We start from the raw sequence: 15,161 nt of genomic DNA, 5'->3' as shown, positions 1-15,161 counted from the left end.
CGCGTCATGCCCTACGACCCGTCGGCCTTTCCGCCCTTCGCCGTCACCGTCGACCTGGTCGTGCTCACCGTGCAGCGCCATGCGCTGTGCGCGCTGGCCGTCCGTCGAGGTGAGCCTCCCTACCAGGGGCGCTGGGCGCTGCCGGGCGGATTCGTCAGGGGTGACGAGGACCTGGCGACCGCGGCGGCCCGTGAGCTGGCCGAGGAGACCGGGCTGCATGCCCACGACCCGGCCGGGCCCGCCCCCGTGAACGCCGCGCACCTCGAACAGCTCGCCACCTACGGCGACCCGAAGCGCGACCCCCGCATGCGGGTCGTCAGCGTGGCGCACCTCGCCCTCGCGCCGGATCTGCCCGCCCCGCGCGCCGGCGGCGACGCGCGCAGTGTGCGGTGGGCGCCCGTGGAAGACCTGCTGGACCAGGAGGACGGCTACGGCCGCGACGGGGAGCTGACCGCGCCGCTCGCCTTCGATCACGCCCGCATCCTCGCCGACGGTGTCGAGCGGGCCCGCTCCAAGATCGAGTACTCCTCGCTGGCCACCGCCTTCTGCCCGCAGGAATTCACTGTCGGCGAGCTGCGCCGGGTGTACGAGGCGGTGTGGGGCGTCGCCCTGGATCCGCGCAACTTCCATCGCAAGGTCACGGGCACCCCCGGATTCCTGGTGCCCACCGGCGGGACGACGACACGTCAGGGCGGCCGCCCCGCGCAGCTCTTCCGGGCCGGCGGGGCCACGTTGCTGAACCCGCCGATGCTGCGCCCCGAGGCGTAGGGCAAAGCCCGGACGCGGCCGGGTGCCCACGGCAGTCCCGTACCCACCCCGCCGCCGCGCGCCCGTCGCGGGATCGGTCGGGCTCGTAGCGTCCGTCCCGCTCCGGGGTGGGACACGGCCGCCCGGAAATGCTGACAGTACGGAGCAAATCGGGCATATCGGGTTACGGTGCTGCGGTACGTCCCAGCGTTCCGCGCGCCCCCGCAGCCCAGGGTTTCCGCGCCGAGCCGGCCCACGCCCCGCGGGAGAAGCCATGATCCAGGCCATCGGGCTGACCAGCGCCCCCCGCCGCAACCACCCTCCCGCCGTCGACGACCTCACCTTCGAGGCCCGCCCCGGCCGGGTCACCGTTCTGCTCGGTGAGCCCGGGGCGGGCAAGACCAGCGCGCTGCGGCTCATGCTGCGGCTCGACCCCGGGCGCGGGGTCGCGCTGTTCCGCGGCCGCACGCTCGACCGGGTCGCCCACCCCACCCGCGAGATCGGCGTGCTGCTCGGCGACGTCCCCGGCCACCCCGCCCGCACCGCCCGCGGTCATCTGCGGATGCTCTGCGCCGTAGCCGGGGTGCCCGCGGAGCGCGCCGACGACGTCCTCGAGGTCGTCGGGCTCAGCGGCCTCGCCGACCAGCGCCTCGGCGACTTCTCCCTCGGCATGGACCGCCGTCTCGGCCTCGCCGCGGCGCTCCTCGGCGACCCGCACACCCTGCTGCTCGACGAACCCGCCGAAGGCCTGTCGCCGCGTGAGACGGCCTGGCTGCACGGCATGCTGCGCGGCTACGCCGCCCAGGGCGGTGCCGTTCTCGTCACCTCCGGCGACCCCAGGGAGGCGGCCCGCATCGCTGACCAGGTCGTCACCGTCGAACGGGGCCGTCTCGTCGCCGACCAGGAGGCCGCGGCCTTCGCCCGTACCCGGCTACGCCCCCGGGTCGCCGTCCACTCGCCGTTCGCGAGCCGCCTCGCCCACCTCCTCACGGTCGAGGCCGACGTGGTGCGCGCGTCCCCCGACGGGCCCCCCGTGGAAGTGACGCACGAGGGCGGCAGCCGGATCAGCGTCTACGGCAGCAGCTGCGCCGCCGTCGGTGAGACCGCCTACCGCCACGGCATCCTCGTGCACCGCCTGGCCGACGAGACCGGGGACACCGGCCCCGTGTCCCCCCTGCACCGTGCCGACGGCCGCCGCCCCGACACCACGGATCCTGCGGCCGCCGCGGATCCGGAAGCGGCGCCCGGAGAGACCCCCGGAGAGACCCCCGGAGAGACCCCCGCTGTGGAGCCCGCCGCCGGCGCCGGCCCCTCGCCCCAGGCCATGCCGACCTCACGCTCGCAGGCCCGCCTCCAGCCCAGGCTGCCTGCCCCCGGCCCCGTCTGGCCGCTGCTCTACGAACTGCGCCGCGCCACGGGCGTGCGGGCCGGCTGGATCACCGGAGCCGTCGCCCTCGCGGCCTCACTCGTGGCCTCCGTGCTGCTCGCCCGCACCGGCGGCACCACGGCGCTGCGCCTCCTCACCGGCTGGCCGGCGCTGCTGCCGCTCCCTCCGGCCGCCTTCGGCGCGGGGCTGCTCGGGGCCCTCGCCTTCGGCCAGGAGTTCCGCTATCCGGCACTGGCGCCGGACCAGGGCACCGTCCCCCGCCGCCTCGGGCTGCTCGTCGCCAAGCTCGTGGTCACGGCGATGGCCGCCCTGCTGCTCGCCTTCGCCTCCCTCGGCCTCGACGCGGCCGTCCTGAGGCTGCTCTTCGGCGACCCCGCCGCCCACCTCCCCGCCGACTGGGCTCTCACGCTCGTCGGCTGGGCCGGGCTCACCCTCGGCTGCGCGTGGGCCGGCCTGCTCGCCGCGGGGGTGTTCCGGTCCACCACCCTGGGGCTGGTGGCGGTGCTCGCGGTGCCCGCCCTCGTGATGCCTGTCCTGGGCGGGGTGTTCACCCACCCGACGGCCCGTTCCCTGGTGGGGCTGCCGGAGCGGTTGCGTGCGACGGTGCTGGTGCAGTGGCCGTCCGGGGTGGACCGAGCGCTCTCCGCGGCCCTGCGGCTGATGTCCCAGCCCGTCGGCTGGGCGCTGACGCTGTCCCTGGCGGCGCTTCTCGGGGCGTACGTGCTCACCGTGTTCCGCGGCAGGCCGCGTTGAGCGGCGGCCGGCGGGGCGGGTGCCGGGCCGCGTGGCTCCGGTGGGACGCGGCCGGAGACGGCGGGAGACGGCCGGGGCCGGTCGCTCACCGGGGAGCGTCAGCCGCTCCGGAGGCAGTCGCCCTGCTCGAGTTGCCGGACCGGGCGCGCGTGGTAATGGCCTCGCTCCCGAGCCCCGGCCCGCACGCCGTCCCTCGCCCCCGCGACGGGATCACACCGCGTAATCATGCCCGGCACCCAAGTCCCGGCCTCGGCAGAATTGTCGTCACGCTCCGCACTCGCCCTCCCGGAGAGGGCGCCCGATTCCGTCCGATTGAGCGTCAATTGTGAGGTAATGCGCGATCACCCTTTCGTGTGCTTTTCACCAAAGACCTCAAGGGCTCTCAACGTGTCGCCGACAAAGGATGCGTGAGTACCCTTGCGCACACCATGATGACCGCGGCTCGCCCCGCCGACTCCGGCCTCGCAGGATCGGGCGAGCTTGACCGTTACTCCTACGCGGAGGCCCCCGGGGTCGACCGCGGGGCGTCGTCCGCCTGGGACGGCGACGCGGAGCTGAGCCGGGCCGGCCGCCGCGCGGCCGGCAGCCGTGGCCGAGGGCTGCACGGCCAGCTCGTCCAACAGCTGGGCCAGATGATCGTCTCCGGCGACCTGGGCGCCGACCGCCCGCTCGTCCCGGAGGAGATCGGGCAGCGCTTCGAGGTCTCCCGGACCGTCGTCCGCGAGTCCCTGCGCGTCCTCGAAGCGAAGGGCCTGGTCAGCGCCCGGCCCAACGTCGGCACCCGCGTCCGCCCCGTCAGCGACTGGAATCTCCTCGACCCGGACATCATCGAATGGCGGGCCTTCGGGCCCCAGCGGGAAGACCAGCGCCGCGAGCTGTGCGAGCTGCGCTGGACCATCGAGCCGCTCGCCGCCCGGCTCGCGGCCGGACACGGGCGCGAGGACGTCCAGCAGCGTCTCGCCGACATGGCCGAGATCATGGGCCACGCGCTGACCCAGGGTGACTCCCTCACCTTCTCCCGCGCCGACGCCGAGTTCCACTCCCTCCTCCTCCAGGTCGCGGGCAACCGCATGCTCGAGCACCTCTCGGGCATCGTCTCCGCCGCCCTGCACGTCTCGGGCGCCCCGGTCAGCGGCTGCGACCGCCCCACCGAGACCGGGGTCGGCCAGCACCTGCGGATCGTGGACGCCGTGGGCTCGGGAGACGCCGCCGGGGCGGAGGCCGCGATGCGTCAGCTGCTCATCACCCACCCCGACGTCGAGCGCGTGGTGCCCGCCCCCCGCGAGCACTGATCGCGGGACCGGGGCCGTACGGACGGGGCCGTACGGGCTGGGTCGTACGGCCGGATCCGTACGCGCGGGGCCGCGGTGGCGGCTCGCGCGTACGACCGTGCGTGCGAGCCGTGTGGGCGGCCTCGCGAAGGGCCGGCGTGGGTCCGGCCCCGGGATGGGGCGCGACGGAACCGGGTGATCTGTCCAATTCGATGGTTATTCGCTCCGATATGGGGTGTGACTCGGGCCACGAGGATTGGGCGTAACGCTGTCCGGCGAAGCGCGATGACTAAAGAGGTGGCAGACGCGGAGGGAATACGGGCCTCGATCGAGGTGCTGTGTTGCTCTGCACTCCCGCCCGCGCCGTCGGTTCATCCAATGCCGGCGGTCGTCGGCTCCGGTCCGCTACGGACGGGGCCGGAAGCCGTTTCCATCGTTCCGAGAGGTTGTTCGTGTCGGCCAGCACATCCCGTACGCTCCCGCCGGAGATCGCCGAATCCGAGTCTCTGATGGCGCTCATCGAGCAGGGAAAGGCCGAGGGGCAGATCGCCGGCGACGACGTGCGTCGGGCCTTCGAGGCTGACCAGATTCCGCCAACCCAGTGGAAGAATGTTCTGCGCAGCCTCAACCAGGTCCTCGACGAGGAGGGTGTGACGCTGATGGTCAGTGCCGCAGAGGCGCCCAAGCGCACCCGCAAGAGCGTCGCAGCGAAGAGCCCGGCGAAGCGCACCGCCACCAAGGCCGTCTCGTCCAAGACGGTCACGGCCAGGTCCACGTCCTCCGTCACGTCCGCCCAGGGTGGCGCGTACGGGGACGACGAGGGTGACGAGGCCATGGGCGCGCCCGCCAAGAAGACCGCCGCCAAGAAGGCGACGGCCAAGAAGACGGTGGCGAAGAAGGCCACCGCCAAGAAGACGGCGGCCAAGAAGACCGCCTCCAAGAAGGACGCCGACGAGCTTCTCGACGACGAGATCGTCGAGGAGACCCCCACCCCGGGCAAGGGTGACGACGAGGACGAGACCGGCGAGAACAAGGGCTTCGTCCTCTCCGACGACGACGAGGACGACGCCCCCGCGCAGCAGGTCGCGGTGGCCGGTGCCACGGCCGACCCGGTCAAGGACTACCTCAAGCAGATCGGCAAGGTCCCCCTCCTCAACGCCGAGCAGGAGGTCGAGCTCGCCAAGCGCATCGAGGCCGGCCTGTTCGCCGAGGACAAGCTGGCGAACTCCGACAAGCTCGCGCCGAAGCTCAAGCGCGAGCTGGAGATCATCGCCGAGGACGGCCGCCGCGCCAAGAACCACCTCCTGGAGGCCAACCTCCGCCTGGTGGTCTCGCTGGCCAAGCGCTACACCGGCCGCGGCATGCTCTTCCTGGACCTCATCCAGGAAGGCAACCTCGGTCTGATCCGCGCGGTCGAGAAGTTCGACTACACCAAGGGTTACAAGTTCTCGACCTACGCGACCTGGTGGATCCGCCAGGCGATCACGCGCGCGATGGCCGACCAGGCCCGCACCATCCGTATCCCGGTGCACATGGTCGAGGTCATCAACAAGCTCGCGCGTGTCCAGCGCCAGATGCTCCAGGACCTGGGCCGTGAGCCCACCCCGGAGGAGCTGGCCAAGGAGCTCGACATGACCCCCGAGAAGGTCATCGAGGTCCAGAAGTACGGCCGTGAGCCGATCTCCCTCCACACCCCCCTGGGTGAGGACGGCGACAGCGAGTTCGGTGACCTCATCGAGGACTCCGAGGCGGTCGTGCCGGCCGACGCGGTCAGCTTCACGCTCCTCCAGGAGCAGCTGCACTCCGTCCTGGACACGCTCAGCGAGCGCGAGGCGGGCGTGGTCTCCATGCGCTTCGGCCTCACCGACGGTCAGCCGAAGACCCTCGACGAGATCGGCAAGGTCTACGGGGTGACGCGTGAGCGCATCCGTCAGATCGAGTCGAAGACGATGTCCAAGCTGCGTCACCCGTCGCGTTCTCAGGTCCTGCGCGACTACCTGGACTAATCCGTCCCCCCTCCACCCGGCCCCTCCGCGGGCGCCGGGTGGAATGCAGAACGAATGCCGCGAGGCCCGGTACCCCCGGAAGAGGGGCCGGGCCTCGCGGCATTTCGGCTGCCCGGACCGCCGCGCTTTCCCGCCGACCGGTCCATCTTCCGGATGCGCCGATTGCCATTCGGCTTGACCCTGGGTATGCGACTAACTCCGCAGGGTCAGGAGACTGTATGCGTGCACTGAGCTACCCGCTCGCCGGCGCGGTGGCGCTGCTGCTGGCGGCCCCCGGTCCGGCCGCCGCGGACCGGCTGGTCATCGGCGGGCAGCCCGTCAACGTCTCCGAGGCGCCCTGGGCGGTCGCTCTGGCGAGCCGTGATCGGTTCGGTGCCGCGAGATCGGGGCAGTTCTGCGGCGGGGTCCTGGTGAGCCGCACGAAGGTCGTCACCGCCGCGCACTGCCTCAGCCACGAGGTGCTCGGTGTCGACGTGGGCGAGGCGAGGGACCTCCGGGTGATCGTGGGACGCGGTGATCTGCGCAGCGGGAGCGGCGCCGAGGTGGCGCTGCGGGACACCTGGGTCAACCCCGGGTTCGACGCGACGACCAACGCCGGGGACGTCGCCGTACTCACTCTGGCGGAACAGGTGCCGGCGAATTTTCCGATCGCCCTGGCGCAGGCGGGCGACCAGGCCTATCGGCCCGGCACGCCGGCCAAGGTGTACGGCTGGGGCGACATGCTGGGCAACGGCACGTACGCGCAGACGCTGCGCGCGGCCGGGGTGTTCGTCCTGGGCGACGTCTTTTGCGAGCAGGCGTATCCGGGCGGCCCGGAGGGTGCGTACCGGCGGGCTTCGATGCTGTGCGCAGGGCGGCCGGAGGGCGGGCGGGACGCGTGCCAGGGGGACAGCGGCGGGCCGCTCGTGGCCAGGGGGAAGCTGGTCGGGCTGGTGTCCTGGGGGAGCGGTTGCGCCCAGCCCGGGCACCCCGGGGTGTACACGCGGATGTCGGCGGTCGCACCGCTGGTGGCGGCTCACAAGGGCGGGGCCGCGCCGCAGAGCGCGTCGCCGGCCGTGCCGCCGGTGGTGACCCCCCTCCTGCCGCCGGACGTGTCGCAACCGGTCCAGCAGGTACCGACCCGGACTCAGCCGGCACCCGCTCCGGAGGGCGCCGGGCAGGCATCCGCACAGACCGGCCCGCAGCTCCCGCCGCGGATCGCCCCGCAAGCCGCCCCGCAGCCCCCCTCGCGGCCTGCGGACGGGATCGCGCCGCAGGGTACGGGCCTGCCCAGGCGGGGCCCGCAGTGAGCCTCCTGGGGCCGTCCGATCCCCGTCCCCCGGCGAGGGCGGGTGCGCGAAGGGTGCCCGGACGCACGAGAGCGGGCGGCCTCCCCCGTGGGGGTGGCCGCCCGCGGCTGCCCGGCCCTGGATGGCCGGACCTCGCTCGTCGTCGGATGCGATGTGTCAGCTATCCGCTGCGGACTCAGCGGTCCTCATCGGACGCGGACGCCGGAGCAGCGGTGAGCCGCTCCGTCTCGTCCTGTATCTCCGCGGCGATCTTCTTGAGTTCTGGCTCGAACTTGCGCCCATGGTGAGCGCAGAAGAGCAGTTCACCGCCGCTCATGAGAACGACGCGCAGGTAAGCCTGAGCGCCGCACCGGTCGCAGCGGTCAGCGGCCGTCAGCGGGCTCGCGGGGGTCAGAACAGTAGTCACGTCGCCTCTTCTCTAGCTCGACGAGCTGTCGTACCAGGGTCAACATCCAACCAGGCCGAAAACGTTCCCGCTCGTGGCTTTTCCTCGAAACTTCCTTCCGAGTGGGCCGGATCTTGACGGTTGGCGGCGAATGAGCCGTATTGCGTGGGCTTACGGTTTCACGTCGCTGGGGGTCTTTCGTCCGCCCGGCCGGCTTGCCGGGTTGTTCTTGAGGACGTGCCCGGAGCCTAAATGGTTCATGCCTCCAAGGGAACGTGATGTGCACGTCACTCCATCGGGGTATCGAACACCTGAGCGAAGCTGGACTAGCATGGGCGCTCCCATGGGTGGCGGCACAAAGGCTCTACCAGGCCTCGGTACCCTCTGAACGGCGAACGAGCCACCACTGCGCCCGTACCCGGGCCAGTACAGAAATTCAGCGAGGAGCGAACCGCGTGACCGCCGAAACGTCCGTGCCGTCCACTGCGTTGCTGACCGGGGCAGACCGGGACGGATCCAACTACACCGCGCGGCACCTGCTCGTCCTCGAGGGTCTCGAAGCCGTCCGCAAGCGCCCCGGAATGTATATCGGCTCCACCGACAGCCGCGGTTTGATGCACTGTCTCTGGGAAATCATCGACAACTCCGTCGATGAGGCGCTCGGCGGATACTGTGACCGCATCGAGGTGATCCTCCACGAGGACGGCTCCGTGGAGGTGCGGGACAACGGCCGCGGCATCCCCGTGGACGTCGAGCCCAAGACCGGGCTGTCCGGCGTCGAGGTCGTGATGACCAAGCTGCACGCCGGCGGAAAGTTCGGCGGCGGCTCGTACGCGGCCTCCGGCGGTCTGCACGGCGTCGGCGCGTCCGTCGTCAACGCGCTCTCCGCCCGCCTGGACGTCGAGGTCGACCGCAACAGCAGGACGCACTCGATCAGCTTCCGGCGCGGCGTCCCCGGCATCTTCACCGAATCCGGTCCGGACGCGCCCTTCGACCCCGCCAACGGCCTCCTCAAGGGCAAGAAGGTCCCCAAGGCCCGCACCGGCACCCGCGTCCGCTACTGGGCGGACCGCCAGATCTTCCTCAAGGACGCCAAGCTCTCCCTGGAGAACCTCTACGGGCGGGCCCGGCAGACCGCGTTCCTCGTGCCGGGGCTGACCATCGTCGTCCGCGACGAGCGGGGGGTCGAGAGCGAGACCGCCACCGAGGAGACCTTCCGCTACGACGGGGGCATCAGCGAGTTCTGCGAGTACCTCGCGCAGGACAAGGCCGTCTGCGACGTGCTCCGGCTGACCGGGCAGGGCACCTTCAAGGAGACCGTGCCGGTCCTCGACGACCGCGGCCACATGACCCCCACCGAGGTCACCCGTGAGCTCGGGGTGGACATCGCCCTGCGCTGGGGCACCGGCTACGAGTCGAACGTGAAGTCCTTCGTCAACATCATCGCCACCCCCAAGGGCGGCACGCATGTGGCCGGATTCGAGCGCTCGATCGCCAAGACCGTCAACGAGGTCCTGCGCTCGTCCAAGCTGCTGCGGGTCGCCGAGGACGACGTCGTCAAGGACGACGCCATGGAGGGGCTCACCGCGGTCGTGACCGTCCGGCTGGCCGAGCCGCAGTTCGAGGGGCAGACCAAGGAGGTCCTGGGTACCTCGGCCGCCTCGCGGATCGTGGCGAACGTGGTCGCCAAGGAGCTCAAGGCGTTCCTGGCCTCCACCAAGCGCGACGCCAAGCAGCAGGCGCGCGCCGTCCTGGAGAAGGTCGTCGCCGCGGCCCGTACCCGCATCGCCGCCCGGCAGCACAAGGAGGCCCAGCGGCGGAAGACCGCCCTGGAGTCCTCCTCGCTGCCGGCCAAGCTCGCCGACTGCCGCAGTGACGACGTCGAGCGCAGCGAGCTGTTCATCGTCGAGGGCGACTCGGCGCTGGGCACGGCCAAGCTGGCCCGGAACTCCGAATTCCAGGCCTTGCTGCCGATCCGCGGCAAGATCCTCAATGTCCAGAAGTCGTCGGTCTCCGACATGCTCAAGAACGCCGAGTGCGGCGCGATCATCCAGGTGATAGGAGCCGGATCCGGCCGGACCTTCGACATCGACGCCGCGCGGTACGGGAAGGTCATCTTCCTCGCCGACGCCGATGTCGACGGCGCGCACATCCGCTGTCTGCTGCTCACGCTCTTCCAGCGCTACATGCGGCCGATGGTCGAGGAGGGACGGGTCTTCTCGGCCGTTCCCCCACTGCACCGGATCGAGCTGACCCGCCCCAAGAAGGGGCAGGACAAGTACATCTACACCTACTCCGACAGCGAGTTGCGTCAGACGCTGATGGACCTGGACCGCAAGAAGGTGCCCTACAAGGACGGCATCCAGCGCTACAAGGGTCTCGGTGAGATGGACGCCGACCAGCTGGCGGAGACCACGATGGACCCGCGCCACCGCACCCTGCGCCGGATCAACATCAGCGACCTGGAGGCGGCCGAGCGCGCCTTCGACCTGCTGATGGGCAATGAGGTCGCGCCGCGCAAGGAGTTCATCACCAACTCCGCCGCCACCCTGGACCGCTCCCGCATCGACGCCTGACCGGGGCGGGCCGTCAGCCCCCGCGCCTCCGGCCGGAGAGAGGATCTCCGGCCGGAGGCGCACCCGTGCCCGGATCCGTCCGGGTCCCGGGTATCTCCGTCACTCGGTGTCTCCATCACCTGATGGGGTGAACGTCCCGGTATTGAGGGGATCCGGATCTCCCTGTTCTGACCATTCTTGGGCCCCGGCCAACGAGGGCGGCGACCAAGGAGAGTTCGGTGGAGAAGGACGACGAAGGCGATGCCGGAACGGTTCGCCTGAAGGGTGACCCCACGCCGTGCGAGTCGCATGAGCCGCAGGCTTCGGGCGAGCCGCACGCGCCCCATGAGGGCCGAGAGGCCGCGCGTGATCCCTCCGGTGTCTACCGGGAGGTCCAGCGCAGTGCCGCCTTCCGCGAAGTGCGCGGTCGCTACCGCGGGTTCGCCTTCCCCGTGACCGTCGCCTTCCTCGGCTGGTACCTCGGTTACCTGGTGCTGGCGACCGCCGCACCGCAGCTGATGGCCCGGCCCGTGGCCGGTGCGATCAACGTCGCGATGCTCCTCGGGCTCGGCCAGTTCGCTACGACCTTCCTGCTCACCTGGGCCTACGCCCGGCACGCCCGGCTGCGCCGCGACCCGGAGGCCCTGGAGCTGCGCTGGGCGGTCGCGCTGGAGACGCAGCAGGGGCCGGCGCGGGCGGGCGGGCGGGTCCCGCCGATGCGGGAGGAAGCGCGTTGACCGGCACGCATCAGGGCCTGGCGCTGGGCCTGTTCAGCGTCATCGTCGTGGTCACCCTCGCCATCAGCGCCTGGGCCGGGCGGGTGCGGCGCGGCTCGCCCGAGGAGTTCTACGCGGGCGGGCGGATGTTCTCCCCCATGGAGAACGGTTTCGCCATCGCCGGTGACTACATGTCCGCCGCCTCCTTCCTCGGGATCTCCGGGCTCATCGCCCTCTACGGCTACGACGGCATGCTCTACTCCGTCGGCTTCCTCGTCGCCTGGCTCGTCGTGCTGTTCCTCGTCGCCGAACTCGTCCGCAACTGCGGGCGGTTCACCCTCGCCGACGTCCTGGCCGCCCGGATGGGCGAACCGCGGGTCAGGACGGCCGCCGGCATCTCCTCCGTCACCGTCTCGGTCGTCTACCTGGTCGCCCAGATGGTCGGGGCCGGCAGCCTGATGGCCCTGCTGCTGGGCGGTACGGGCGGCCGGGCCCGCACCTGGACGGTCATCGGCGTCGGCGCCCTGATGGTCCTCTACGTCACCCTCGGCGGCATGCGGGCCACCACCTGGATCCAGATCGTCAAGGCCGTCCTGCTGATGGGCGGCACGATCGCGCTGACCACGCTCGTACTGATCCGCTTCCACGGCGACATCTCGGCCCTGCTCACCACGGCCGCCGACCGCAGCGGGCACGGCCGGAACTTCCTCGCGCCGGGTTTGAAATACGGCGGCGACTGGACGGCCCGACTGGACTTCATCAGCCTCGGCCTCGCGCTGGTCCTCGGCACCGCCGGGCTCCCGCACATCCTCTCGCGCTTCTCCACCGTGCCGACCGCCCGCGCCGCCCGCCGGTCGGTCGTCTGGTCGATCGGCCTCATCGGCGGCTTCTACCTGATGACGATCGTCCTCGGCTTCGGAGCCGCCGCCGTGCTCGGCACCGACGCCGTGCGCGCCTCCAGCCCCTCCGGGAACACGGCCGTACCGCTGCTCGCCCTCGACCTCGGCGGCGGCGCGGGCTCCACCGGCGGAACGATCCTCTTCGCCGTCGTCGCGGCCGTCGCCTTCGCCACCATCCTCGCGGTCGTCGCCGGGGTCACCCTCGCCTCCTCCGCGTCCGTCGCCCACGACCTCTACGCCACGCTCAGCCGCCGGACGGGCCGCGGGGCGCGCGGCGAGGTCGCGGTCGCGCGCGTCGCGGCGGTCGTCACCGGCGCGGTCGCCATCGGCCTCGGGCTGCTCGCCCAGAACCTCAACGTCGCGTTCCTGGTGGGTCTCGCCTTTGCCGTCGCGGCCTCCGCAAACCTTCCCGTGCTGCTCTATGCGCTCTTCTGGCGGCGGTTCACCACGCGCGGCGCCGTCTGGTCCGTCTACGGGGGCCTGGTGCCCGCCCTGGCGCTCGTCGTCCTCTCCCCGGTCGTCTCCGGCGGCCCGGGGGCGGTCTTCCCCGGCCTCGACTTCGACCTGTTCCCGCTGGAGAACCCGGGCCTGGTCTCCGTGCCGCTCGGCTTCCTGGCCGGCTGGCTCGGCACCCTCACCTCATCCGAGCCCGCCGACGAGGCCGGCCACGCCGAGGCCGAGGTGCGCTCACTGACGGGCGCCGGGGCGGCCTGAGCGCGCACCCGGCCGGTGCCGGGTCAACGGGCCGCCCAGGCGTAACGGTGCTCCGGGCGGCCCGTCTCGCCGTACCGGAGGGTGAGACTCAGCCTGCCGGACTCCTCCAGCCGCTTGAGATAGCGCTGCGCCGTGGAACGGCTGAGGCCCGAGCGCTCCGCGACCTCGTGCGCCGACAGGGGACACGCCGCGGCCGAGAGCACCTGGCGGATCAGCTCGGCGGTCGGCGCGGAATGCCCCTTGGGCAGGGGAGCGGCGGTCGCGGCGGTGCGCAGGGTGCCGAAGATCCGGTCCACCTGGTCCTGCCCCGCCTCCTCCGCGTCGTCGAGGGTCCGGCGCAGCTGTGCGTAGGCCTCCAGCTTCACCCGCAGCGCCGGGAAGGCGAACGGCTTGACCAGATACTGCAGGGCGCCGTAGCGCATCGCCGTCTGCACGGTCGCGATGTCGCGGGCGGCCGTCACCATGATCACGTCGGTGAGGTGGCCCTGCTGCCGGATCCGGCGGACCAGCGACAGCCCCGTCTCGTCCGGCAGATAGTGGTCCAGCAGCACCAGATCGATGCCACCGCGCTCCAGCATCGCCAGGGCCTGTGCCGCGTTATGGGCCTTGGCCACGACGTGGAAGCCGGGAACGCGCGCGACATACGCGGCGTTGATCTCGGCGACCCGGAAGTCGTCGTCCACGACCAGGACTTCGATCACTGGTTCACCCCTTCGTTCTTCTCGTCTCTGTGTCCCCGTCACCGCGGTCACCGTGCTCACCGCTTCGCTCCTTCGAATTCCCGCAACGCCTCCGGCAGCTCCACGGTGAACACCGCACCGCCGCCGTCCCGTTCGCCCACCCGGGCCGAGCCGCCGTACCGCTCGGCCAGCCGCCGTACGAGCGAGAGGCCGAGGCCGCGGCGGCGGTGCGCGGGCGGCTCCTTGGTGGACCAGCCGTCGGTGAACACCAGCTCCGCGGCCCCTTCGGGGACGCCCGGGCCGTTGTCCGAGACCCGCAGGACGACCGTGGAGCCCTCCGCCCGCAGCTCCACCTCCACGAAGGGTTCGGCCGCGGGCGGCCCACCGGCCGTGACCCCGCGCACGGTCCCGGCGGCGTCCAGGGCGTTGTCCACGAGATTGCCGAGCACGGTGACCAGGTCCCGCGAGTCCACCACGCGATGGGGCAGATGCGTCGCCTCGCTCACCCGCAGCGCCACCCCCCGCTCCGCCGCGACCGCGCTCTTGCCCACCAGCAGGGCGCTGACCATCGGCTCGCGCACCCGCTCGGTGACCTGTTCGGCCGTGGCCCGGTGCGCGCCGGTGACCTCCGTGACGAACGCCACGGCCTGCTCGTACAGGCCCAGTTCCAGCAGTCCGACGATGGTGTGCAGCTGATTGGCGTGCTCGTGGTCCTGGGCGCGCAGCGCATCGGTCAGCCCCCGGATGCCGTCCAGCTCGCGGCCGAGGAGCTCCAGCTCGGTGCGGTCGCGCAGCGTCGCCACCGCCCCGCCGTCGGCCGTGTCCATCCGGTTGGCGACCAGGACCCGGCCGCCCCAGACGGTGAGCAGGTCCGCCCCCGCGACCCGCCCGGCCAGCACATCGGTGGTCCGGCCGGGCGGCAGGACGTCGTCGAGCGGGCGCCCGGTGGCCTCCGGGCCGAGACCGAGCAGCCGCTGCGCCTCGTCGTTGACCAGCCGCACCCGGCCGCGCCGGTCGAGGGCGAGCACTCCCTCGCGGATGCCGTGCAGCATGGCCTCACGCTCGTCGAGGAGGGCGGATATCTCGGAGAGCTCGATGCCGTGCGTGCGCTTGCGCAGCCGCCAGGAGACGGCGCACGCGGCCAGCGCGCCCACGCCGAGCGCGGCGCCCGCGTACATCAGCACGCCGGGCACGGCTTCCAGCCACAGCGCGCGCACGCTGCCGTAGGCGATGCCCACGGAGACGGCGCCGACGATGTCGCCCCGCTGGTCGCGCAGGGGCACCTTCCCGCGCGCGGAGCGGCCGAGGGTGCCGCGCTCGATGCCCGTCCACTCGCGTCCGGTCAGGGCCGGGCCCGGGTCGGTGCTGACGTGCCGGCCGATCTCCGAGGGGGTGGTGTGGGAGTAGCGGATGCCCTGGTTGTCGACCACCACGACATAGCTCGCGCCGGTGGCCCGCCGGACGCGCTCGGCCCCGGCCTGCACCGGGCCGCCGGGGGCGGGCCGGTGGGCCAGCAGATCGTGGGCGAGGCCGGGCTGGGCGGCGGTGGTCTGCGCGATGGCCAGCGCCCGGTGCTCGGCCTGGTCGTCCAGCTGGGAGCCGAGCGGCGCGAGGAAGAGGCCCGCGGCGAGCGCGGTGACGCCGGTGGTGAGCAGCAACTGGACGAGGAGGACCTGGGCGAAGACGCGGCGGGGCCACCGGGGGCGCATGTATGTCCCTTTCGTGTCGTCGCCCCGTAGCGGAGCACGGCATTGCGGCT

Annotated in this window: 10 protein-coding genes and 1 pseudogene; 8 read left to right on the top strand and 3 right to left on the bottom strand. The window is 72.2% G+C overall.

Annotated elements, in window-relative coordinates; translation table 11 throughout:
• Positions 1–6: 6 nt before the first annotated feature.
• The 5 genes and pseudogenes from FHS38_RS29165 to FHS38_RS29145 all read left to right on the top strand — a co-directional run.
• Positions 7–768, top strand: a complete 762-nt coding sequence (locus FHS38_RS29165; protein ID WP_184738594.1) for an NUDIX hydrolase — start codon at positions 7–9, stop codon at positions 766–768.
• Between the two features lie 253 nt (positions 769–1,021).
• Positions 1,022–2,887 (top strand): ABC transporter ATP-binding protein, encoded by a 1,866-nt coding sequence (locus FHS38_RS29160; RefSeq protein WP_184738592.1) that lies wholly within the window; start codon positions 1,022–1,024, stop codon positions 2,885–2,887.
• A gap of 353 nt (positions 2,888–3,240) precedes the next feature.
• Complete coding sequence (locus tag FHS38_RS29155) at positions 3,241–4,179, top strand: FadR/GntR family transcriptional regulator (protein WP_308433591.1); 939 nt, start codon at positions 3,241–3,243, stop codon at positions 4,177–4,179.
• Between the two features lie 431 nt (positions 4,180–4,610).
• Positions 4,611–6,164 (top strand): RNA polymerase sigma factor, encoded by a 1,554-nt coding sequence (locus FHS38_RS29150; protein ID WP_184738588.1) that lies wholly within the window; start codon positions 4,611–4,613, stop codon positions 6,162–6,164.
• A 218-nt stretch (positions 6,165–6,382) separates the two neighbouring features.
• Positions 6,383–7,180 (top strand): annotated as a pseudogene (locus tag FHS38_RS29145) (S1 family peptidase); the annotation flags it as partial.
• A gap of 448 nt (positions 7,181–7,628) precedes the next feature.
• Here the strand turns inward: FHS38_RS29145 and FHS38_RS29140 are convergent.
• Entirely contained in the window at positions 7,629–7,859 is a 231-nt protein-coding gene (locus FHS38_RS29140) for a DUF7455 domain-containing protein (RefSeq protein ID WP_130881806.1), read from the bottom strand.
• A gap of 434 nt (positions 7,860–8,293) precedes the next feature.
• On the opposite strand from FHS38_RS29140, the gene FHS38_RS29135 reads away from it, so the two are divergent.
• The 3 genes from FHS38_RS29135 (at position 8,294) to FHS38_RS29125 (ending at position 12,722) form a co-directional block, all read left to right on the top strand.
• Positions 8,294–10,414, top strand: coding sequence for a DNA gyrase/topoisomerase IV subunit B (locus tag FHS38_RS29135; RefSeq protein ID WP_184738584.1), 2,121 nt, complete (start codon positions 8,294–8,296; stop codon positions 10,412–10,414).
• A gap of 218 nt (positions 10,415–10,632) precedes the next feature.
• Positions 10,633–11,130, top strand: coding sequence for a DUF485 domain-containing protein (locus FHS38_RS29130; protein ID WP_184738582.1), 498 nt, complete (start codon positions 10,633–10,635; stop codon positions 11,128–11,130).
• A complete protein-coding gene (locus FHS38_RS29125) occupies positions 11,127–12,722 on the top strand; it encodes a monocarboxylic acid transporter (protein ID WP_184738580.1) in 1,596 nt (531 codons plus the stop codon). Before FHS38_RS29130 ends, FHS38_RS29125 begins: the two co-directional genes overlap by 4 nt.
• Before the next feature lie 23 nt (positions 12,723–12,745).
• Here FHS38_RS29125 and FHS38_RS29120 read toward each other — a convergent pair whose 3' ends face one another.
• Positions 12,746–13,423 (bottom strand): response regulator, encoded by a 678-nt coding sequence (locus FHS38_RS29120; RefSeq protein ID WP_184738578.1) that lies wholly within the window; start codon positions 13,421–13,423, stop codon positions 12,746–12,748.
• Positions 13,424–13,479: 56 nt separating this feature from the next.
• On the bottom strand, positions 13,480–15,111 hold the full coding sequence (locus FHS38_RS29115; RefSeq protein WP_184738576.1) for a sensor histidine kinase: 1,632 nt from the start codon (positions 15,109–15,111) through the stop codon (positions 13,480–13,482).
• Positions 15,112–15,161 lie beyond the last annotated feature (50 nt).

The organism is Streptomyces netropsis (assembly GCF_014203545.1).
GTDB classification, from domain to species: Bacteria; Actinomycetota; Actinomycetes; order Streptomycetales; family Streptomycetaceae; genus Streptomyces; species Streptomyces netropsis.
The sequence above is the reverse complement of the archived record's forward strand: the minus strand, read 5'-3'. Positions and strand labels throughout refer to the sequence as shown.